The organism is Rhodoplanes sp. SY1, from assembly GCF_046000175.1.
In the GTDB taxonomy this organism is placed as follows: domain Bacteria; phylum Pseudomonadota; class Alphaproteobacteria; order Rhizobiales; family Xanthobacteraceae; genus Rhodoplanes.
The window spans coordinates 1-18,957 of sequence record NZ_JBEOMB010000118.1 but is presented as its reverse complement, the minus strand read 5'-3'; the positions used below and the strand labels follow the sequence as shown (position 1 = coordinate 18,957).

21 protein-coding genes are annotated in these 18,957 nt (G+C 69.9%); 9 read left to right on the top strand and 12 right to left on the bottom strand.

Features of this window, described 5'->3' with window-relative positions:
• Nucleotides 1-12: 12 nt before the first annotated feature.
• From ABTU92_RS24015 to ABTU92_RS24000, 4 genes are read left to right on the top strand one after another with little or no spacing between them, the layout of a single operon-like run.
• Complete coding sequence (locus ABTU92_RS24015; RefSeq protein WP_408094145.1) at nucleotides 13-885, top strand: branched-chain amino acid ABC transporter permease; 873 nt, start codon at nucleotides 13-15, stop codon at nucleotides 883-885.
• Nucleotides 882-1,940 (top strand): branched-chain amino acid ABC transporter permease, encoded by a 1,059-nt coding sequence (locus tag ABTU92_RS24010; protein WP_408094144.1) that lies wholly within the window; start codon nucleotides 882-884, stop codon nucleotides 1,938-1,940. The genes ABTU92_RS24015 and ABTU92_RS24010 overlap by 4 nt, the downstream gene beginning before the upstream one ends.
• Complete coding sequence (locus ABTU92_RS24005) at nucleotides 1,937-2,776, top strand: ABC transporter ATP-binding protein (protein ID WP_408094143.1); 840 nt, start codon at nucleotides 1,937-1,939, stop codon at nucleotides 2,774-2,776. Before ABTU92_RS24010 ends, ABTU92_RS24005 begins: the two co-directional genes overlap by 4 nt.
• Nucleotides 2,763-3,467, top strand: a complete 705-nt coding sequence (locus tag ABTU92_RS24000) for an ABC transporter ATP-binding protein (RefSeq protein WP_408094142.1) — start codon at nucleotides 2,763-2,765, stop codon at nucleotides 3,465-3,467. Before ABTU92_RS24005 ends, ABTU92_RS24000 begins: the two co-directional genes overlap by 14 nt.
• Before the next feature lie 172 nt (nucleotides 3,468-3,639).
• Here ABTU92_RS24000 and ABTU92_RS23995 read toward each other — a convergent pair whose 3' ends face one another.
• The 5 genes from ABTU92_RS23995 to ABTU92_RS23975 form a co-directional block, all read right to left on the bottom strand.
• On the bottom strand, nucleotides 3,640-4,008 hold the full coding sequence (locus ABTU92_RS23995) for a hypothetical protein (RefSeq protein WP_408094141.1): 369 nt from the start codon (nucleotides 4,006-4,008) through the stop codon (nucleotides 3,640-3,642).
• 174 nt (nucleotides 4,009-4,182) lie between these two features.
• Complete coding sequence (locus ABTU92_RS23990) at nucleotides 4,183-4,503, bottom strand: hypothetical protein (protein WP_408094140.1); 321 nt, start codon at nucleotides 4,501-4,503, stop codon at nucleotides 4,183-4,185.
• Nucleotides 4,504-4,512: 9 nt separating this feature from the next.
• Nucleotides 4,513-4,815: a hypothetical protein gene (locus tag ABTU92_RS23985; RefSeq protein ID WP_408094139.1), complete on the bottom strand. Its 303-nt coding sequence runs from the start codon at nucleotides 4,813-4,815 to the stop codon at nucleotides 4,513-4,515.
• A gap of 313 nt (nucleotides 4,816-5,128) precedes the next feature.
• Entirely contained in the window at nucleotides 5,129-7,102 is a 1,974-nt protein-coding gene (locus tag ABTU92_RS23980; RefSeq protein WP_408094138.1) for a sodium:solute symporter family protein, read from the bottom strand.
• Nucleotides 7,103-7,115: 13 nt separating this feature from the next.
• A complete protein-coding gene (locus ABTU92_RS23975; RefSeq protein WP_408094137.1) occupies nucleotides 7,116-7,397 on the bottom strand; it encodes a DUF4212 domain-containing protein in 282 nt (93 codons plus the stop codon).
• A gap of 286 nt (nucleotides 7,398-7,683) precedes the next feature.
• Between ABTU92_RS23975 and ABTU92_RS23970 the strand changes: the two genes are divergently transcribed.
• From ABTU92_RS23970 to ABTU92_RS23960, 3 genes are all read left to right on the top strand, one after another.
• Complete coding sequence (locus ABTU92_RS23970) at nucleotides 7,684-8,295, top strand: hypothetical protein (protein WP_408094136.1); 612 nt, start codon at nucleotides 7,684-7,686, stop codon at nucleotides 8,293-8,295.
• 67 nt (nucleotides 8,296-8,362) lie between these two features.
• Nucleotides 8,363-10,504: a DUF294 nucleotidyltransferase-like domain-containing protein gene (locus tag ABTU92_RS23965; RefSeq protein WP_408094135.1), complete on the top strand. Its 2,142-nt coding sequence runs from the start codon at nucleotides 8,363-8,365 to the stop codon at nucleotides 10,502-10,504.
• Between the two features lie 195 nt (nucleotides 10,505-10,699).
• Complete coding sequence (locus ABTU92_RS23960; protein ID WP_408094134.1) at nucleotides 10,700-11,179, top strand: winged helix-turn-helix domain-containing protein; 480 nt, start codon at nucleotides 10,700-10,702, stop codon at nucleotides 11,177-11,179.
• Here the strand turns inward: ABTU92_RS23960 and ABTU92_RS23955 are convergent.
• On the bottom strand, nucleotides 11,079-11,567 hold the full coding sequence (locus ABTU92_RS23955; RefSeq protein ID WP_408094133.1) for a TOBE domain-containing protein: 489 nt from the start codon (nucleotides 11,565-11,567) through the stop codon (nucleotides 11,079-11,081). The genes ABTU92_RS23960 and ABTU92_RS23955 overlap by 101 nt on opposite strands.
• Before the next feature lie 282 nt (nucleotides 11,568-11,849).
• Nucleotides 11,850-12,725 (bottom strand): ModD protein, encoded by an 876-nt coding sequence (gene modD / locus ABTU92_RS23950; protein WP_408094132.1) that lies wholly within the window; start codon nucleotides 12,723-12,725, stop codon nucleotides 11,850-11,852.
• A 156-nt stretch (nucleotides 12,726-12,881) separates the two neighbouring features.
• Here modD and ABTU92_RS23945 point away from each other — a divergent pair, with 156 nt between their 5' ends.
• Complete coding sequence (locus ABTU92_RS23945; RefSeq protein WP_408094131.1) at nucleotides 12,882-13,085, top strand: molybdopterin-binding protein; 204 nt, start codon at nucleotides 12,882-12,884, stop codon at nucleotides 13,083-13,085.
• A 70-nt stretch (nucleotides 13,086-13,155) separates the two neighbouring features.
• Here ABTU92_RS23945 and ABTU92_RS23940 read toward each other — a convergent pair whose 3' ends face one another.
• The 5 genes from ABTU92_RS23940 to ABTU92_RS23920 all read right to left on the bottom strand — a co-directional run bounded on the left by ABTU92_RS23940 (nucleotide 13,156) and on the right by ABTU92_RS23920 (nucleotide 17,919).
• On the bottom strand, nucleotides 13,156-13,407 hold the full coding sequence (locus tag ABTU92_RS23940; protein ID WP_408094130.1) for a hypothetical protein: 252 nt from the start codon (nucleotides 13,405-13,407) through the stop codon (nucleotides 13,156-13,158).
• Entirely contained in the window at nucleotides 13,404-14,564 is a 1,161-nt protein-coding gene (locus ABTU92_RS23935) for a PepSY-associated TM helix domain-containing protein (RefSeq protein ID WP_408094129.1), read from the bottom strand. The genes ABTU92_RS23940 and ABTU92_RS23935 overlap by 4 nt, the downstream gene beginning before the upstream one ends.
• A gap of 160 nt (nucleotides 14,565-14,724) precedes the next feature.
• The gene (locus ABTU92_RS23930; protein WP_408094128.1) at nucleotides 14,725-15,495 is read right to left on the bottom strand and encodes a glutathione S-transferase family protein; all 771 of its coding nucleotides are present in this window, start codon (nucleotides 15,493-15,495) and stop codon (nucleotides 14,725-14,727) included.
• Between the two features lie 233 nt (nucleotides 15,496-15,728).
• Nucleotides 15,729-16,469: a GntR family transcriptional regulator gene (locus ABTU92_RS23925; protein WP_408094127.1), complete on the bottom strand. Its 741-nt coding sequence runs from the start codon at nucleotides 16,467-16,469 to the stop codon at nucleotides 15,729-15,731.
• Nucleotides 16,470-16,674: 205 nt separating this feature from the next.
• Nucleotides 16,675-17,919, bottom strand: a complete 1,245-nt coding sequence (locus ABTU92_RS23920; protein ID WP_408094126.1) for a CaiB/BaiF CoA transferase family protein — start codon at nucleotides 17,917-17,919, stop codon at nucleotides 16,675-16,677.
• A gap of 184 nt (nucleotides 17,920-18,103) precedes the next feature.
• On the opposite strand from ABTU92_RS23920, the gene ABTU92_RS23915 reads away from it, so the two are divergent.
• Complete coding sequence (locus ABTU92_RS23915) at nucleotides 18,104-18,880, top strand: alpha/beta fold hydrolase (RefSeq protein ID WP_408094125.1); 777 nt, start codon at nucleotides 18,104-18,106, stop codon at nucleotides 18,878-18,880.
• Nucleotides 18,881-18,957 lie beyond the last annotated feature (77 nt).

Below are 18,957 nucleotides of genomic sequence, written 5' to 3'. Positions count from 1 at the left end.
TCGCGTGAGGTCATGGATCAGCTTCTCCAGCACGCCCTCAATGCCATGATCCTCGGCGGCACCTATGCGCTGCTCGGGATCGGCCTGACGCTGATCTTCGGCATCATGCGGGTCGTCAACTTCACCCACGGCGAGCTCTACGCCTTCGGCGCCTACATGATGTACATGTGGGTGATGCTGATCGGCGCGAACTTCGTCGTGTCGATCGCGCTCGCCGTGGCGCTCGGCGTGCTGCTCGGCGCGGCGATCGAGATTCTCCTCCTGCGCCGGCTGCGCGGCGCCGACATCGACACCACCATGCTGGTGATGATCGGCGCCTGGATCGCGATGCAGAACACCGAGCAGCTCGTGTGGACGGGCGTCGCCAAGTCGATCGACTCGCCGTTTCCCTCGGCGCCGCTCGTCATGGGCGGCGTCTCGGTGTCGTGGACCCGGCTGTTCGTCTTCGTCGTCGCCGTCGCATTGATCGCCGGGACCTGGCTGCTGATCCAGAAGACGCGGCTCGGCAAGGCGATGCGTGCCACCTTCCAGGATCGCGAGGCTGCGGCCCTGATGGGCGTGCGTATCGATCGCGTCCACACCGCGACATTCGCGATCGGCTCCGGTCTCGCCGCGGCCGCCGGCGCGCTGCTCGGCCCGGTCTTCGTCGTCTATCCGACGATCGGCGATCTCGCCTCGCTCAAGGCTTTCGCAATCGTCATTCTCGGAGGGCTCGGCAGCATCCCGGGCGCCACCATCGGCGGCTTCATCCTCGCCTTCATGGAGGAGCTGGGCGCCGGCTACATCTCGTCCGGATACCGCGACGCCATGGGCTTCCTGCTGATCATCGTGATCCTGCTCGTGAAGCCCACCGGCTTGTTCGCCCGCAAGGAGCGGATCGGATGAGCCGCGCCGTCACGCTCGCCTGGGTCGTCTTCCTGTTCACGCTGCCGCTGTGGATGACCGACCTCTACATCCTGCATGTCCTGATCATCGCCGGCATCTTCATCGTCGCCGCGATGAGCCTGAATCTTCTGCTCGGCTACACGGGGCAACTCAGCCTCGGCCACGTCGCCTTCTTCGGCATCGGGGCCTATGTGTCGAGCCTCGTATCGCTCGGCTTCGAGATCCACGTCTTCGACATGCCGGTGTCGCTGGCCCCGAAGCCGGTCTGGTTCTCGATGATCCTCGCCGTGGTCTTCGCCGGCCTGTGCGGCTACATGATCGGCAAGATCTCGTTCAAGGTGCGCGGCGCCTACTTCGTCATCGTGTCGGTGAGCTTCGCCGAGGTGACCCGGCTCGTCGCCCTCAACTGGGTCGAGCTGACGCAGGGGCCGATGGCCCTCAACAACATCCCGTTCCTGAAGCTGTGGCTGCCGGGCGTCGGCGACATCGACATTCTCGGCAAGGTTCCGAACTACTACCTGGTGCTCGTGGTCGCGGTGGTGACCTATGTGATCATCCGGCGTCTGGTGCACTCGCGCGCCGGCCGCGCCATGATTGCGCTGCGCGAGAACGAGCCGCTCGCCACCTCGGTCGGCATCGACGTCACGCGCTTTCTGGTGCTGGCGACCGTGGTCTCCGCCGCGCTCGCCGGCCTCGCGGGGGCCGTCTACGCGCATTACGTGCGGATCGTTGATCCCGACGTGTTCCTGTTCATCTACACCGTCACCATGGTGATCATGGTGGTGACGGGCGGCAAGGGCACGCTCGCCGGCCCCATCGTCGGCGGCCTGATCTTCGGCCTGCTGCCCGAGGTGCTGCGCGGCTTCGAGGTCAAGCCCGAGATCCAGTGGGTGGTATACGGCGTGCTGATGATCCTGATCGTCTACTTCCTGCCGGAGGGGATCGTGCCGGCGCTCCGTGACGCCTGGCGCCGTGTGCGCGGACGGCCCGGCCCGCCGCCGGCCGAGCCGGCCGCCGTCGCTCCCGGCGCGACGCCCGCGGAGGCGAGGCCGTGAGCGACACCACGATCACCACGTCGCAACAGGCTGCGCCTTCCGCGCCGGACGCGACGGCGCCGGTCGCCCTCGCCGTCACGGGCCTGTCGATCCGGTTCGGCGGCCTGACCGCCGTCGAGGACATGACCTTCGAGGTGCGCGAGGGCGAGGTCTTGTCGCTGATCGGGCCGAACGGCGCCGGCAAGACCTCGGCCTTCAACGCCATCACGGGCTACATCACGCCGTCGAGCGGCGCCATCACGTATCGGGGCACGCCGCTGGCCGGCCTGAAGCCCGACCAGATCGCCGGCCACGGCGTGGTGCGCACCTTCCAGAAGACCTCGGTCTTCAACGGCCTTCCGGTGCTCGACAACGTGCTGATCGGCCTGCACCGGCGGGCGAGGCAGCACCCGCTCGCCATCATGCTGGGCTGGCCGGGCGTGCGGCGCGACGAGGCCCGGCTGCGCGATCTCGCCTGGGAAATTCTCGATCTCGTCGCGCTGCGGCCACGGGCCGGCGAGGTCGCCGCGTCGCTCTCCTACGGCGAGCTGCGGCTCCTCGAGGTCGCGATCGCGCTCGCTGCCGAGCCGACGCTGCTGCTCCTCGACGAGCCGGTGTCGGGCATGAACCCGGCCGAGACCGGCGCCTTCATGTCGCTCATCGCCCGCATCCGGGCGAGCGGGATCACGATCCTGCTGGTCGAGCACGACATGAAGATGGTGATGGGCGTGTCGGATCGCGTGGTGTGCCTGAACCAGGGACGAATCATCGCCGACGGGCCGCCCGCGGCGATCCAGCAGGATGCGCAGGTGATCCGCGCCTATCTCGGGGAAAGGTACGTCCGTGCTCGTGGTTGAGGGCCTGGTCTGCCGCTACGGCAAGGTGGAGGCGGTGCGCGACCTCACCATGCGGGTCGCGCGCGGCGAGCTCGTCACGTTGATCGGCGCCAACGGCGCCGGCAAGACGACGAGCCTCAAGGCGATCTCGGGCCTGCTGACGCCGGCGGCCGGCAAGATCACGTTCGACGGCGAGGACATCACCCGCGCCTCGGCGCGGCGCGTGCTGGAGCTCGGCATCGCGCACTGTCCGGAGGGGCGGCGCGTCTTCCCCTTCATGACGGTGCGGGAGAACCTGGAGATGGGCTGCTTCCTGCGCCGCGACGCGTCGGCGATCGCCGACGACATGGACCGCCTCTTCGCCCGCTTCCCGATCCTCGCCGAGCGACGCGACCAGGCGGCCGGCACGCTCTCGGGCGGCGAGCAGCAGATGCTGGCGATCTCTCGCGCGCTGATGTCGCGGCCGAAGCTCGTCCTGTTCGACGAGCCCTCGCTCGGCCTCGCCCCCAATCTGGTCGAGCGCACCTTCGAGATCATCGAGGGCATCCGCAAGGACGGCGTGACGGTCGTGATGGTCGAGCAGAACGCCTTCGCGGCGCTGGAGCTGTCCGACCGCTCCTACGTGCTGGAGCAGGGCCGGGTGACGCTCACCGGAACGGGCCGCGAGCTCCTGGAGAACCCTCACGTGCGCGCCGCCTATCTGGGGGCGTGAGGTCGGCGGGGGCGTGGCGCGGTCCTAGATCGGCTTTCGGTTTCGATCAATCCGACCCGAAGCCCGCTCGTCCCCGCGCAGGCGGGGACCCAGGGGCCGCCCGACGTGTCGCTCTGGATTCCCGCCTTCGCGGGAATGAGCGGAGTGTGGGTCGACGTCAGCGGAAACCACTCTAAATCCCCGCCAATTCCAGCAGCAGCGCCAGCACCCACATCACGATCGACACGACGGCGGTGCGACGGGCGAACGAGAGATACGTCTCGCGCATCACCATGGCGCTGACGCTCTGGGCGTAGGCGGGCGGCGGACGGTGCTCCTTGGGCAGGTAGAGCCACATCTCCATCCGGCGATGATCCTTGGTTCGGGCCTCGACGGCCTTCAGCCACAGCACCCCGACCATCACCAGCGTGAGGAAGCCGCCGGCCTTGAAGGCGGCGCGCGGCTCGAACGACAACCCGACCATCACGCAGAAGATCGCGAGCGAGCCGAACAGGCAGGCGCGCATCACGATCTCGAACGCGACCCGCCGCAGGATCTCCATGCCGCCTCCCCGCCATCGCCCGGGCCGCACGGCCGTGCCGAGCCTCTGCGACCGATGACAAGACAAGAGGGTACCGGCTGTTCCTGACGGCCTCAACGTGCTCACGAGGGGTTGAACGGCGCTCGCCGTGCCGTCACGGCGCGCCACGCCGTCACGGTCGCCGTGCCGGCCCCGTCACAGGCCGAACTGCAGGAAGCTGCCGACCGCCGGCACGGTCAGGAGCGCGGTCGCGGCGAGCCAGATGAACAGCGACACGGTGGTCGAGTCCTCGGCGCCCTTGACGCGCTCGTAGATGGCCGCCGGGATGCCGCCGAGGATCACGGTCGCGGTCGAGAGCATCAGCGAGGCGAAGTAGAAGATCGCCGCCTGGCTGCCGAACAGCGGCTCGGCCATCAGGGCGGTCGAGAACACGTAGGCGACCGGCATCAGCGGGCTGAACAGCCCGTTGATCATGCCGAAGAAGGCGATGCCGACGAAGTAGAAGGTGCGATCCATGACGAAACCTCAGCCGGCCTGCGTAGGCGAGAAGGCCAGATAGGCGTAGAGCAGCGCGACGCGCAGCCAGAACAGCCAGACGACCCCGAACAGCCAGACGATCACGGGCGCCGCCGCCTTCGGGGTGACGCGCGCGACGACGGCGACCACCGGGTCGGTGACCCGGCAGAAGAAGCGCCAGATGTAGTTGGTCGAGTCGGTGCCGACGACGATCCCCAGGATGGCGCGGCCGAGCAGCGTGTACATCAGCGCCGCCAGGATGAAGTTCGGCACGAACAACAGCCAGGACCCGAGCGATGCCGCATTGGTCATGAAACGACGTCCTCTCGCAATGCAGGGGCGGGCTGGATGACGAGAGCCCGGTCGATTGGTTTGCCGTCATTCCGGGGCGCGGGCCGAAGGCGCGCGAACCCGGAATCCAGCAGCGATCTCCGCAGTCTCGGCTGGAGTCCGGGTTCGCGGCTTCGCCGCGCCCCGGAATGACACCATAGCAGCCTCGCCACCTGCGGTTCCATTGCACCGCGATCCGCTCGGCCGCAAGCTATAAAAAAGCGGGGTCCCGAAGGACCCCGCCGCGATCCCGAGGAGACGTCCCGGCGGGGGCTGCCCGCCGGGAGTCCCGGGGTCAGGTCTTCTCCTGCAGCACCGTGCGGCCGCGCGGCTTGCGGATCTCGTCGATCAGCGACTGCATCTCGGCCGACGGCGCCTTGGTGACCAGGCTGACCAGGATGATGGTCAGGAAGCCGAGCGGCATGCCGAGCAGGCCGGCGGCGATGTTGTTGAGGTTGAACCAGCCCACCTTGTTGGCGAGCGGATGGGCGAGCGTCGGCCACACCTCCATGGCGTTCGGCATCGCCATCGCCTTGGCGATGTCGACCAGCGGCGCTCCGGTGACCGGGTTGAGGTTCGAGGTCATGCCGAAATACGCCACGCCGTAGCCCGGGAAGTAGCGGGTCACGAGCAGGTAGAACAGGCAGAGGCCGAACCCGGCGATGATGCCGGCGATGGCGCCCGCCGTGGTCGTCCGCTTCCACCACACGCCCATGATCAGCGCCGGGAAGTTGCCCGCCATGGCCAGCGAGAACGCCCAGCCCACCATCGCGAGGATGTCGGCCGGCTTGGTCGAGGCGAGGTAGGCCGCGAACACCGCGACGATCAGCAGCAGGACGCGCGCCACGATCAGCCGACGGGCGGTCGGCGCGTTCGGGTCGAGCATCTTGTAGTAGACGTCGTGGCTGAGCGCGTTGGCGATGGCGAGCAGCAGGCCGTCGGCGGTGGAGAGCGCCGCGGCGAGGCCGCCGGCCGCCACCAGGCCGGAGATCACGTAGGGAAGGCCCGCGATCTCCGGGGTGGAGAGCACGATCACGTCGGTGTTGATGACGAAATCCTGCAGCCGGACGACGCCCGGATGCCCGGCCACCGCCTTGCACGCCGCGAGCACGGCGTCGATGTTGGTGGCGTTCTTGCCGCAGATCTGGATCAGGCCGAGCTCGCCCCAGTTGAACAGCCAGGGGCGGATCGCGGACAGGTCACGGCCGATGATCTCGGTGTAGACCTCGAGCTTGGAGAAGGCCGCGTAGGCCGGCGCCGAGAAGTACAGGAGGAAGATGAACAGCAGCGACCAGCCGACCGACAGGCGCGCCTGGCGGACGCTCGGCGTGGTGAAGTAGCGCATCAGGATGTGCGGCAGCGACGCGGTGCCGATCATCATGCAGAAGATGATCGCGAAGAAGTTCAGTGGCGTGTAGCTGGTGAACGGCTGGATGTGCGGCTTCAGGGCGGCCGCGGTGGCGAGGCCCGTCTGCAGCAACTGCTGCTCGCGCGCCGTGATGTCCATGATCGCGTTGCCGTAGGTGAGCTGCGGGATCGGGATCCCGAACTTCTGGTACGACAGGATGACGATCGGGGTCAGGTAGGCGACGATCAGCACGATGTACTGGGCGACCTGCGTCCAGGTGACGGCGCGCATGCCGCCGAGCAGCGAGCACACGAGAATGCCGAACAGGCCGGCGAACACCGCGATCTCGAACTGCATGCCGAGGAAGCGCGAGGCGATCAGGCCGGTGCCGTAGATCTGCGCCGTCACGTAGGTGAACGAGCAGCACACCAGCACGATCACGCCGAGCATGCGGGCGAAGTTGCCGCCGTACCGGAACGCCATGAAGTCCGGCACCGTGTAGGCGCCGAACTTGCGCAGATACGGGCCGATCAGGATCGCCACCAGCACGTAGCCGCCGGTCCAGCCGAGCACCCAGGCGAGCCCGTCGTAGCCGAGCAGGAACAGGGTGCCGGCCATGCCGACGAACGAGGCGGCCGACATCCAGTCGGCGCCCGTCGCCATGCCGTTGTAGAGCGCCGGCACGCTGCGGCCGGCGACGTAATACTCGGACACCTGGGCGGTGCGCGACATCACGCCGATGATCGCGTAGACGGCGATCGTGAAGAACACGAACAGGTAGCCGAGAATCTTGTTCGGCACGCCGACCTGCTCGAGGAGCGCCAGCGCCATCACGAACAGGAAGAAGCCACCCGTGTAGAACCCGTAGATTTTCCCCAGGTTCTTGATGAAGTCCGAAGAGCCGGAAGCTTGTGTCGCCATGTCGGGTTCTCGCTCACTCGTCCTCGGCGACGCCGTGGTCGCGGTCGATCTTGTCCTGCTGCCATGCGAAGAGGAACAGCATGACGACGAAGACGATCAGGGAGCCCTGCGCGGCCATGTAGAAGCCGAGCGGGAAGTTGAGCACCGGGATCGTGATCTTGTTCAGCGGGATCACGAACATGTGGATCACGTAGCCGAAGACGAACCACACCGCGAGGTGGCCGAACATCAGCCGGGTGGTCTTCCTCCAGTGGTCGCGATCGTTCTCGGGCGTACTGACGGGTTCGACGGACATGAGCGTGCAACCTCCTACGACGCCGCCGGAGGGCAGCGTTCGGGTCGATGTTGAAAATAAGGGCCGGCGTTGATCGCGACGGCGTTCGTCCCTTGTCCTCCCGGGCTTGGTGCCGGGTTCTGGATAGTAAAAATGCTAACATCGGTTGCGGCAACGCCTATTAGACTTTCGTCGGTCGCGACGTGATCAGCTCGTTGATGTTGCGGTGCAATATCGAAGTCCGTGCGCGGCCTCTTCCGGTCGAGCGCGCGACCGCGGTAAGGTCCTGCGACAACCGGGACTCGCAATGGCTCTGTTCGGATTTCTTCGTCGCAAGCCGCCCGTCCGCGATGCGGCGGCGCTCGCCGATTTCATCGACACGCAATCGGCTTTTCTGGTCCAGAAGGGCATCTTCGAGTATGCGCGCGCTCGCGCCGGGCACTACGCGAAGGTGATGTTTCACGAGGCCGACTTCAAAGCCGCCGTCGAGGAGGCGCGCTGGCGCGCATTTCCGCTCGGCCTCGCCATGGTGGTCGAGATGGTGGAAGGCGAGCTGCGGCCTCATGCCGCGGGAGATCTCGCGGCGTTCCACCGCGCCCTCACCGCGACGGCGCTCGCCGTGTTCGATCGCTATCCCGCGCCGGCGCCGCTCGACCCCGGCGACTGGGCGGCGGCGCGCGACGACATCGCTCATGTGGTCGAACGCTGCGCCATGCATCCGGTCAAGCGCGTCGTCGACGTGCCGGAGCCCTACACGCAGCCCTATTTCGCGCTGATGCCGATCCACAAGAAGCTGCGCGGCCAGGACTTCGACACGACGCGCAACTATCTGCGGGTCGCGTTGTGCAACATCCACGACGAGCTCGTCGAGCGGCTCGACGCCGACGCCGTCGCGGCGGCGCTCTCGCGCGGCGGCTGAGCGGACGACGCGCCGGAGCGGCGCCGCGGGCGAGACGCGGGGAGACACGCGGGGAGGCAACTGGATCATGATGGCGGCCGCCGACAATGCCACGCCCCTGATGGTGCTCGAGGCGATCGCGATCGACACCGAGACGACTGGCCTCGATCCCCGAAAAGCCTGGGCCGTCGAGCTCGCCGCCGTGCGCATCTCGGCCGGCAAGGTGGTCCCGGACCCGGTGTACCGAAAGCTGGTGCGCCCGCCCGAGCCGATCCCGCGCGCCGCCGCGGCGATCCACGGGATCGACGACACCATGGTGTCGGCTGCGCCGCCCTTCGTCGCGGCGTGGCCGGACTTCGCCGCCTTCATGGGGCGTGGCGCCGTGGTGATCGGCCACGCGATCGGTTTCGATCTCGCGGTCCTGCGCCGCGAATGCGAGCGCGCCGGCCTGCCGTGGACGCGGCCGCGCACGCTCGACACGCTGCTGCTCGCCGAGGTGGCGCAGCCCGATCTCGCCGAGTACTCGCTCGACAGTCTCGCGTCCTGGCTCGGCATCACGATCGAGGGCCGCCACAGCGGGCTCGGTGACGCGCGCGCCTGCGCCGAGCTGTTTCTCGCCCTGGTGCCCCGGCTGCGCCAGCGCGGCATCCGCACGCTGGCCGAGGCCGAGCAGGCCTGCCGCACCCTCACCGAGGTCCTCGATCAGCACCATCGGGCCGGCTGGGTCGAGCCGGTGTCGCCGCCGCTGCGCTCCGACCGCGAGGCGGTGTTCGCCCGCATCGATTCCTATCCGTATCGCCACACGGTCGGCGAGATCATGCAGGCGCCGCCGCGCATGACCGCGGCCGATGCGCCGCTGCGCGAGGCGCTCGGCACCATGGTGGGCGAGCGCATCTCGTCGCTGTTCGTCCATCCGCCCGGCGCCGATCCGACCAAGCTCAGGCCGGAGCAGCTCGGCATCGTCACCGAGCGCGACATCCTCCGGGCGCTCGCGAATCGCGGGCCGGACGCGCTCGGCGAGCCGGTCGCCGCGGTGATGGCGACGCCGCTCGCCGCCGTGCCGGCCGATGCCTTCGTGTATCGCGCCATCGGCCGCATGGGCCGGCTCGGCGTCCGCCATCTCGGCGCCGTCGACGAGGCCGGCGTGGTGGTCGGCGCCGTCTCGGCCCGCGATCTCTTGCGGCTGCGCGCCGGCGAGGCCGTGACGCTCGGCGACGCCATCGACCAGGCCGAGGACGTCGAGGGGCTCGCCGCCGCCTGGGCGACGTTGCCGCGGGTCGCCGCGGCCCTGATGGCCGAGAAGGTCTCGGCCCGCAACATCGCCGCCGTGATCTCGCGCGAGCTCGGCGCGCTCACCCGCCAGGCCGCCGTGATCGCCGAGGCGCGCATGCGGGAGGCCGGGCAGGGCGAGCCGCCGTGCCCCTACGCGGTCGCCGTCCTCGGCTCGGCCGGGCGGGGCGAGAGCCTGCTCGCCATGGACCAGGACAACGCGCTGTTCTTCGCGACCGGCGCGCCCGACGGTCCGGAGGACCGCTGGTTCGCCGCGCTCGGCATCCATCTGGCGTCGATCCTCAACGAAGTCGGCCTGCCCTTCTGCAAGGGCGGCGTGATGGGCAAGACACCGGAGTGGCGCGGCTCGGTCGCCACCTGGCGCGAGCGCATCGCCGCCTGGGTGCGCCGCTCGCGTCCGCAGGACCTCCTCTCCGTCGACATCTTCTTCGACCTGCGGCCCGTGCACGGCGACGCCGCGATCGCCAACGACCTGCGCGCCGCCGCCTTTGACGCGGCGAAGGGCGAGATCGCCTTCGCCAAGCTCCTGGCCGAATCGGCGGGCGCGGTCGAGCTGGGGCTCGGCTTCTTCGGCGGCTTCCGCAGCCAGGGCGGCCGGCTCGACCTCAAGCGCACCGGCACGTTTCCGATCGTCACGGCGGCCCGCGCGCTCGCCATCCGGCATCACGTGGTCGAGCGCTCGACGCCGGAGCGGCTCGCCGCGGTGGGCAGCCGCGGGGTCGGCGGCCAGCATGACCTGCAGGGCCTGGTCGACGCCTACGGGACGTTCCTCGACCTCGTCCTCGGCCAGCAGCTCGACGACCTCGAGCACGGCGTTCCGGCCGGCAACAGCGTGGTGATCAAGCGGCTCGCCGCGCGCGACCGCGAGCGCCTGCGCCTCGGCCTCGAGCAGGTCGCTCAGATCGATTGGCTGACGCGAGATCTGCTGATCGGGCGGTGAGGGGGATCATTCCGGGGCGCACCGAGCCGCCCGCTGGACCGGCCTCGACGATCGTCCGCGCAAGATCGCCGCGGCGACGCTCGCCGCCATCGACCTAAAAGCCCGGCCGCTTGCCAGCGCCCGTGTCCTGACCTACGCCAAGGAGCGGTGAGCTGGCCCGGCCGGCCCGCCATCCGACATCGCGAGGCGCTGCCCATGCCCCCGAAACCGGCGGTGGTCCCTGGTCCCGACGCCGACGCGGCGAAGCCCGCCCGCATCGCGCCGGCGAGCGTCGCGCTGCGCGTCGCCTTCGGCAATGGCGGCCGCCTCGACCCGGAGGACATCGCCCTCCTGGAGACGATCCGGCGCGAGCGCTCGATCCTCGGCGCCAGCCGGGCGTCCGGCACGTCCTACCGCAAGTGCTGGCTGATGGTGGACGCCCTCAACCACACCTTCGAGACCGCCGTGGTCGAGACCTTCCCGGGCCGGCGGGGCGGCGGGGCGGAGCTCACCGTGTTCGGCGAGCGGCTGATCGCGCTCTATCGCTCGCTCGAGCGACAGGCCCGCAAGAGCGGCGCCGCGGCGCTGGCCGAGCTCACCGCGGCGCTCGATCCGGATTACCAACCACGGGCCAGCGGCGGGGCGTCGGCAGATCCGCCGGACGAACAGCCTCGCTCCCGATCGCGACCGACTTGATCATCGCCCACGCTGACAGGCCGGGCTCCAACGCCAGCCGCTCGACCGACTCCCAGGTCACCAGGGCGTCGAGCCGCGTCGCGCCGAGATCGAAGGTGACGCGGGCATAGGGCGCGGCGAGCCGCTCCACCGCGACGATGGTGCCGGGCAGGCGGTTGGTGATCGACACGTCCATGGGCCGGGTCAGCGCCACGGCGACGTCGCGGGCGTCGATCGTCACCCGCACGCCGGTGTCGACCGGCGCCGCCACCATCGGCACCCGCAACTCGCCGTCGCCGAAGTAGAGCGTCGACATGCCCCACTGCGGATCGTGCCGCAGCACCCGGGCGTCGAGCGTGGTGGAGAAGGCGACCGGCGCGGCGGCCGCGGTGGCGAGCTGGTCCGACATGCCCGCCACCATGCCAGAAACACGCCAGCCGGGGGAGGCACCTCGGCGAAAGGCCTCGTGTCCCGGGCGCATCGCGATGAAAACGAGGCCAAAGAGCCCCCCACCCCCGACCCCTCCCCGCCACTCGCTTCGCGAGCGGGAGGAGGGGAGAAGCGGCGCTGCGGTTATCTCGGCGCGGCACGGCGCTTCGGCTCCCCTCCCCCCCGCGCCCGCAGGGCGTGGCGGGGAGGGGGCGGAGGTGGGGGGCTCTTTCTTACAGCCGCGCCAACCCGATCCCGCGATTCACGCCGGCTCCAGCACCACCTGCACGTCGCGCGGCTTGGCCGTGTAGGGGGCGGAGGTGACCAGCACGCGGGCGCCGGCGCTCGCGTAGGCGCCGGCATTGTCCGGCGTGACGCCGCCGGCGGCGGCCACGATGGTCGTGGGCGCGGCCTCCTTCAGGGCGGCGACCAGCGCCGCGATCGCCTCCGGGGAGAACTTCTCGGCCTGGATCACGTCGGCGCCGGCCCGCGCCCAGGCGACGCCTTCGTCGACGCCTGCGACCTCGATCACGACCTTCTTTTCCGGAACGAAGCGGCGTAGGCGCGCGACGATCTCGGCCGGCGCGAGGTCTTTCAGAAATCGCCGGTGCTCCTCGAACACGAGGACCGTCTCCGACAGGCCGAGCCGGTGCGGCACCGCGCCGCCCGCCAGGATCGCCTTGATCGACAGCGCCTTCGCGCCCGGCACGGTCTTCCGCGTGCAGGCGACGGCGATGTCCGGGGATACGGCGCGCGCCGCCTCGACGATCGCCCGCGTCGTCGTGGCGATTCCCGAGGCGATCTCCAGCATGGTCTGCGCCACCTTCCAGGCGCGATGCAGCGCCCCGGCCGGACCGCGCGCTTCGAGAATTTTCTCGCCCGGCGTCAGCGAGGTTCCGGAGCCGGCGAGCAGCGTGACCTCGGCGCCGGTGCGTGCGACCAGCCGCGCCGCTTCCTCCGACAGCGCCACCACGAGCCGATCTCGCGCCGCGAACGTGATGCGGGCCGGCTGTCCGGAAATGCCCAGCGCATGCGTGGTCAGGTCGCCGAGCGGCACGTCGTCGACGAGCAGCGCGTCGAGGACGTGATCGGGCAGGACGGGCGGCAAGATGGTGGTCGGCGAGACGGCGGACAGCATGACGAGCATCTCCAAGGGCGCCGGCGCGACGGGCGCCGCGCGCTTGCTGTCCTATATCGAAAATGATACAGGATTACAGCCTCGTCCGGTGCCGGGCCGGCCGCGACGGCAGGGTTCGCTGCGCCTGTGGTGCAGTGTTTTTGCGAGGACACCAAGATGAAAATCTCGGCCCGCAACGCGATCGAGGGCAAGGTGGTCGAGGTGCTCAAGGGCGCCACCACGGCGCATGTGAGGCTCGACATCGGCGGCAGCGTGATCACGGCGTCGATCACCAACGAGGCCGTCGACGAACTCGGCCTCGTGGTGGGCGGCAAGGCCTACGCCGTGATCAAGGCCTCCGACGTGATGATCGGCGTCTGACCAGCCCCCCGCTCGCCTCGCGCGGCGCTTTCCGCACCCGCCGTACGGGCGGCGTTGCTGTCACGTGCGGCTAACGGGGCGTAGCTCTCTGCCGCCGCACCCAGAACCACGCCGACACGGCGACGGGCACGCCGAGCCCGAGCCAGGAGACGAGGTCGAGGAGGCCGTCGCCGACCAGCGCGGCGACGAGGCCGGCCGTGCTCACGAGCGCGATGATGATCGGCCACGACCAGATGCGGGCCGTGGAGTCGCGTCGGCCGGACGCGCGGCGGGAGGTACGGCGTGCCCTAGCCACGGCGCTGCTGCGATGTGCGGCGGTCATTCGGCGGGCTGCGTGGACGGTGCCGACGGGATTGCGTCCGGCGCGACGATGCGGCGGGCGCCGATCCGCGAGCGGCGGCGTACCACCCATAGATAAAGGCCGGTGCAGAGCACCGCGATCGTGATCAGGTCGAGCAGCGCCCAGAGGATCTTCAGCGGCATGCCGCCGTAGTCGCCGAAATGCAGCGGCTGCGAGACGAGCAGCGCCTTCAGATACCAGGGCAACTCGCGCGTCGCCGTGACGGTCGCGGTCTCGCCGTCGACCAGCACGGGCGTCATCAGCCGCGAGGTCAGCGGCGCCTCGCCGCGCATGAACACGACGAAGTGGTGCTGGTCGGTGTAGTAGGGCGCCTTCGGGAAGGCCATGAAGAACGTGGTCTTGCCGGGCGCTGCAGCGCGCGCCGCGTCGACGGCCGCCTGCACGGAGCCGTGCTGCGCCAGCGGCGGCTTGCCCGCATAGGGCCGCACCATCTCGGCCAGCTCGGTCTTTTGCCAGTAGCCGATCATCAGCTCGGCGAGCGTGTTGATCGTGCCGGTGAGGCCGACCACCAGGGCCCACACGACGGTGACGACGCCGAGCAGATTGTGGACGTCGAGCCAGCGCGCGCGCGACGAGGTCGCCCGCACGGTGCCGAAGTCGAGCCGGCGCATGAACGGGGCGTAGAGCACGACGCCCGACACGATCGCGACGGCGAACAGCAAGCCCATCGCGCCGAGGAAGAGCTTGCCGGGCAGGCCTGCGAACATGTCGACATGGAGCTGCAGCATCACGTGCATGAAGCCGCCGGGCGCCGGCTGACCGAGCACCTCCGCGGTGCGGCCGTCGAGCGTGACCAGGCGGTTCTCCTCGACCGGCGACGTGTAGGTGGGCGAGACGACGACGTGGACGAGCGCCGCCTCGTCGCGGTCCCACACGACGTAATGCGGCACGTAGCCGGGATAGCGGGCGACGCCGGCGGTGACGATGCGATCGAGATCCGCCATCGGCGTGCCGGCCGGCAACACCGCGGGCTCGGCCGTCTCGCCGGTGAGGTGCTCGATCTCGTGGTGGAAGATCAGCGGCAGCCCGGTGATGCACAGCATCAGCAGGAACACGGTCGAGATCAGGCTCGTCCAGGTGTGGACGCGCGACCAGATCTTCACGGCCCGCGGCGTCATCGCGTGGACCCGGGGGAGTCGGGGGTGATCTCCGTCATGCGTCGGCCGTAGCATGGCCGGTCGAGGCAGAACAATCGCCGGCGGCGCGCGATCGATCAGTTCGAAGCGATTCCAAGCTTGGAATCGCTTCAGATCAGATCGTGCGCGGCGCCGGCCGCGCTCAGCACGCGGCGGCGAGCTGCGCGCGCAGATGCGGGTACTTCTCGGTGAGCAGCGAGCCCGTGTAGTAGGTCGGCCGGAACGCCGGCTGCGCCCGGATCGCGTCGAGCCAGGCGCCGACCGCCGGGTGCCTCGCCCACAGATGCGCGAGCCGGATGTCGTCCATCCGCACGATCACGGGCATCACCGAGATGTCGGCGAGCGTCGGCGCCGGCCCCTGCAGGAACGGGCCACCGCTCGCCGCGATGGCGTCGGCCATGCGCGCGACCGTCTGCTCGAGCTTCTTCAGCGACAGGTCCATGTCGGCCTGCGGGAAGCCGGTGCGGCCCATCGACAGCAGGAACTCGCGGCGCAGCGGCTTGGAGTCCGCCATCGCCCGGAACGCCTCCTCGCTCATCGCCTGGAAGTGCGGCAGGAAGGCGAGGTTGTAGCTCGGCACCCGGATCGCCGGCGCCGGCACCTCGTCGATGAACCGCATCAGCGACCGCATCGTCGCCCGCGCCACCGGGTTCTCCGGCACGAAGCGCGGCGTCTCGGGAAACACCTCCTCGACATATTCCATGATCACCGAGGAATCGATGATCACGGCGCCGTCGTGCACGAGCGTCGGGACGACGCCGTTCGGGTTGAGCGCCAGATAGTCGGGCTTCAACTGATCGCCGGCGAACAGATCGAGCCGATGCTCGGCGAAGGCGAGGCCCTTGGCGTTCAGCACGAAGCGCACGCGCTGGCTGCAGGTCGATTGCGGCGCGTTGTAGAGGGTCAGGGCCATCGGCGTTCTCTCCCGCGAGTTTCTTGTGGGGCGGGAGGCTCGCAGGCGAGCCGGCACGGCGTCAAGCTCGCGCGGCATCAAATCATGGGCCGATCACTCGCTCCGTTCGTCCCCGCGAAGGCGGGGACCCAGGGCGCCACGGCGCGCCGCGTCTGGATGCCCGCCTGCGCGGGCGTGAGCGGAGGATGAGGCGAGCGCGGATCAGAACGCCGACCGACCGACGTGAAACGCGCTCACCGCCGCCCGCGGCGTTGCGGCAGCGTCACCTCGAAGGTGAAGCGGTCGGCGCGGGCCAGCGTGCGGCCGATCAGCGTGGGCGCGCCCGTCTTGGTCGCCATCGTGTAGTCGACCCGCATCATCGGCGAGCCGGCCGGCAGGCCGAAGCGGGAGGCGTTCTCCTCCGGCAGTGCCGTGGCGGAGAACTCGCAGCGCAGGTTCTCGACGTCGAACTTGCGCTCCTTGAGGAGCGGGAAGATGAACCGCTCCGACAGTCCGGCCCGCAGCTGCTTGGCGAGCCGCGGCCGGAACCACCACGCATGCAGCGCCACCGGCTCGTCGTTGGCGAAGGTGAGCTTCTGGTGGACGAACAGGCGCGCGCCGCGCGGCACCCGCAGGCGCGCCGCGACGTCGTCGTCCGCCTCCACCTCGGTGAAGCCGATCTCCTCCAGCCGCGGCGTGAAGCCGGCGCGGGCGATCTCGTCGCCGATCGAGCGGTCGGGATCGCCGGCGAGCACGCGATGGATGCGCGGCTTCTCCTTGACGAAGACGCCGAGCCCCTGATGGCCGCGGATCAGCCCCTCGTAGGTGAGCTCGGTGAGGGCGCGCCGCACCGTGATGGCGCTGACCTCGAACTCCTCCATCAGCTCGCTGAGGCTGGGCAGGCGTTCACCCGGCGGATAGGTCCCGCGGGCGATGCGGGTGCGCAGCGCCGAGGCGACGTCGTGATACAGAAAGGAGCGGCGCGTATTACGCATGATGATAAAACTGTGAGGCCGTCGGGATGGAGCGACCGAAAGTGCTCGGCGTCGAACGGCGGACGAGCGAATCGCGCCGTCACGTGTTCACGACGGCTAGTTCTTCGCACGTCGAAGGGCCGCCTGTCGATTGCACTTTCGCGTTTTTACCCGATTCTGTGTGCGCGGCCGCCATGCGCGGCCGCTCCGGGACGAGCAGCGCGGCTTACTCGTCCGAGCTGCGGAACAGTCGACGGCCCTCGGTGCGGCGCGCCAGGATCTCCGCCGTGTCGGAGCCGAGCGTCGGCGACGCGGCCGTGTAGTCGAGCGGCGTGCGCGACAGCAGGATCGGCGTGCGCACGCCGGGCACGTGGCCGGCTTCGGTCGCCGGGGCCGGCAGGTCGAGCCGCAGGCCGCGCGCCACGACCTGCGGATCGGCGAACACCTCGGCGACGTCGTGGATCGGCCCGGCCGGCACGCCGACCGCCTCCAGGGCGGCGAGCAGATCGTCGCGGCGGTGCTGCGCCGTGAGCGCCGCGATCGCCGCGGTGAGGCCGGCGCGCTCGGCGACGCGGCCGGCATTGGAGGCGTAGCGCGGATCGGCGGCGAGCGCCGGGGCGTCGAGCACCTCGCAGAACCGCCGGTACTGGCCGTCGTTGCCGACCGCGACGACGAGATGGCCGTCGGCGGCCGGGAAGACCTGATAGGGGACGATGTTCGGGTGGGCATTGCCCATCCGGGTCGGAGAGCGTCCGGAGACCAGATAGTTCAGCGCCTGGTTGGCGAGCACGCCGACCATCGAGTCGAGCAGCGCCATGTCGATATGCTGGCCGAGGCCGGAGCGCGCGCGCTCGATCAGCGCCGCCTCGATCGCCACCGTCGCGTAGAGGCCGGTGAAGATGTCGGCGAAGGCGACGCCGATCTTCATCGGCTCGCCGTCGGGCGCGCCGGTGAGATGCATGATGCCGCCCATCGCCTGGATCAGATAGTCGTAGCCGGCCCGCGCCGCATACGGTCCGGTCTGGCCGAAGCCGGTGATCGAGCAGTAGATCAGCCGCGGATTGATCGCCTTCAGGCTGTCGTAGTCGAGGCCGTGGCGCTTCAGGCCGCCGAGCTTGAAGTTCTCGATCAGCACATCGGCCTCGCGCACCAGCGCGAGCACCAGATCGCGCCCCTCCGGCGTCTCGAAGTCGGCCTCGACCGAGCGCTTGCCGCGGTTGGTCGAATGATAATAGGCGGCGGCACCGCGGCTCGCCTCGCCGTCGGTCGCGTCCCCGTCGGCGCGACGCTCCGGCACGAAGGGCGGGCCCCAGGTGCGGGTGTCGTCGCCGACCTCCGGACGCTCGATCTTGATCACCTCGGCGCCGAGATCGGCGAGGAGCTGGCCGGCCCACGGCCCGGCGAGGATGCGGGCGAGCTCGAGGACACGGACGCCGGCGAGAGGGGGGCGGGGCTCGGTAGCAGGAGACATGTGACGCACGCGATGACGGATTTCGGAGGGGTGTGCTAGCAAGGAAGCAGATTCCTCGTGCCGAGGCGAGCCCGATCCGGGCCGCTGCCGGCCACGCTCATTGCACCGACCCACTCCGTGCTCCGGGTGACCTTCGAACCGCGGACCTCTCGATGACGGACCTCTCGATGACGGACCTGCCGACATGACGGACCTGCCGACCGGCCCGATCGCCCTCCATGTCTCCGGCTTCGGGACGCCGCTCGTGCTCTTGCACGGGCTGGGTTGCGACCACCGGTCCTGGGACTTCGCTGCGCCGCTCGCCGATCGCTTCCGGCTCGTCTCCTACGATCTGCCGGGCCACGGCGCGACGCCGGTGCCGACCGAGCCCTACACGGTCGAGGATCTCGCCCAGCAGCTCGCCGACCTGTTCCGTGCCCAGCATATCGGCCGCGCCCACGTGGCCGGCATGTCGCTCGGCGGGCTGGTCGCCCAGCACTTCGCCGCGCATTTTCCGGCGCTGGTGGATCGGCTCGTGCTGATCGACACGATCCCGCGCTACACGTCCGAGATGCGCGCCGCCTGGCTGGAGCGCGCCGCGGCGGCCCGCGCCGGGGGCGTCGCCTCGCTCACCGAGATGCTGCTGCCGAACTGGTTCTCGGCCGAGGCGATCGCGGCCGACGCCGCCGGCGTGCGCTATTTCCGCGACGTGCTCGCCGGCTGCCCGGCCGAGGGCTACGCGCTCGCCTGCGAGGCGCTCGCCGCCGCCGATCTCCTCGCCGAGGCGAGCCGCATCGCGGCGCCGACCCTGATCCTGTGCGGCAGCGACGACCGTACCCCCTTCGTCGAGGGGGCGCACTGGCTCGCCGGCACGATTCCGCACGCCCGCGTGGTCGAGATCCCCGGCACCCGCCACGCCGCCGTGCTGGAGCGCCCCGATCTGGTCCTGCCGCAGCTGCGGGAGTTTCTGACGGGCGGGTGATTTCGCTTTCTGTCCGACGGTCGGCGACAACAAGCGTCGGTGCAAGATCAGCCCCCCACCCCCGGCGCGCTTCGCGC

Excerpts from the sequence above, each read along its gene's own strand:
- ABTU92_RS23960 (WP_408094134.1), top strand. The coding sequence starts at position 10,700 with ATGCCCCCGAAACCGGCGGTGGTCCCTGGTCCCGACGCCGACGCGGCG.
- ABTU92_RS23930 (WP_408094128.1), bottom strand. The coding sequence starts at position 15,495 with ATGGCCCTGACCCTCTACAACGCGCCGCAATCGACCTGCAGCCAGCGC.
- ABTU92_RS23970 (WP_408094136.1), top strand. The coding sequence starts at position 7,684 with ATGGCTCTGTTCGGATTTCTTCGTCGCAAGCCGCCCGTCCGCGATGCG.
- ABTU92_RS23990 (WP_408094140.1), bottom strand. The coding sequence starts at position 4,503 with ATGGATCGCACCTTCTACTTCGTCGGCATCGCCTTCTTCGGCATGATC.
- ABTU92_RS23965 (WP_408094135.1), top strand. The coding sequence starts at position 8,363 with ATGATGGCGGCCGCCGACAATGCCACGCCCCTGATGGTGCTCGAGGCG.
- ABTU92_RS23915 (WP_408094125.1), top strand. The coding sequence starts at position 18,104 with ATGACGGACCTGCCGACCGGCCCGATCGCCCTCCATGTCTCCGGCTTC.
- ABTU92_RS23985 (WP_408094139.1), bottom strand. The coding sequence starts at position 4,815 with ATGACCAATGCGGCATCGCTCGGGTCCTGGCTGTTGTTCGTGCCGAAC.
- ABTU92_RS23940 (WP_408094130.1), bottom strand. The coding sequence starts at position 13,407 with ATGACCGCCGCACATCGCAGCAGCGCCGTGGCTAGGGCACGCCGTACC.
- ABTU92_RS23975 (WP_408094137.1), bottom strand. The coding sequence starts at position 7,397 with ATGTCCGTCGAACCCGTCAGTACGCCCGAGAACGATCGCGACCACTGG.
- ABTU92_RS23995 (WP_408094141.1), bottom strand. The coding sequence starts at position 4,008 with ATGGAGATCCTGCGGCGGGTCGCGTTCGAGATCGTGATGCGCGCCTGC.
- ABTU92_RS24010 (WP_408094144.1), top strand. The coding sequence starts at position 882 with ATGAGCCGCGCCGTCACGCTCGCCTGGGTCGTCTTCCTGTTCACGCTG.
- modD (WP_408094132.1), bottom strand. The coding sequence starts at position 12,725 with ATGCTGTCCGCCGTCTCGCCGACCACCATCTTGCCGCCCGTCCTGCCC.
- ABTU92_RS23935 (WP_408094129.1), bottom strand. The coding sequence starts at position 14,564 with ATGACGCCGCGGGCCGTGAAGATCTGGTCGCGCGTCCACACCTGGACG.
- ABTU92_RS23925 (WP_408094127.1), bottom strand. The coding sequence starts at position 16,469 with ATGCGTAATACGCGCCGCTCCTTTCTGTATCACGACGTCGCCTCGGCG.
- ABTU92_RS23920 (WP_408094126.1), bottom strand. The coding sequence starts at position 17,919 with ATGTCTCCTGCTACCGAGCCCCGCCCCCCTCTCGCCGGCGTCCGTGTC.
- ABTU92_RS23945 (WP_408094131.1), top strand. The coding sequence starts at position 12,882 with ATGAAAATCTCGGCCCGCAACGCGATCGAGGGCAAGGTGGTCGAGGTG.
- ABTU92_RS23980 (WP_408094138.1), bottom strand. The coding sequence starts at position 7,102 with ATGGCGACACAAGCTTCCGGCTCTTCGGACTTCATCAAGAACCTGGGG.
- ABTU92_RS24015 (WP_408094145.1), top strand. The coding sequence starts at position 13 with ATGGATCAGCTTCTCCAGCACGCCCTCAATGCCATGATCCTCGGCGGC.
- ABTU92_RS23955 (WP_408094133.1), bottom strand. The coding sequence starts at position 11,567 with ATGTCGGACCAGCTCGCCACCGCGGCCGCCGCGCCGGTCGCCTTCTCC.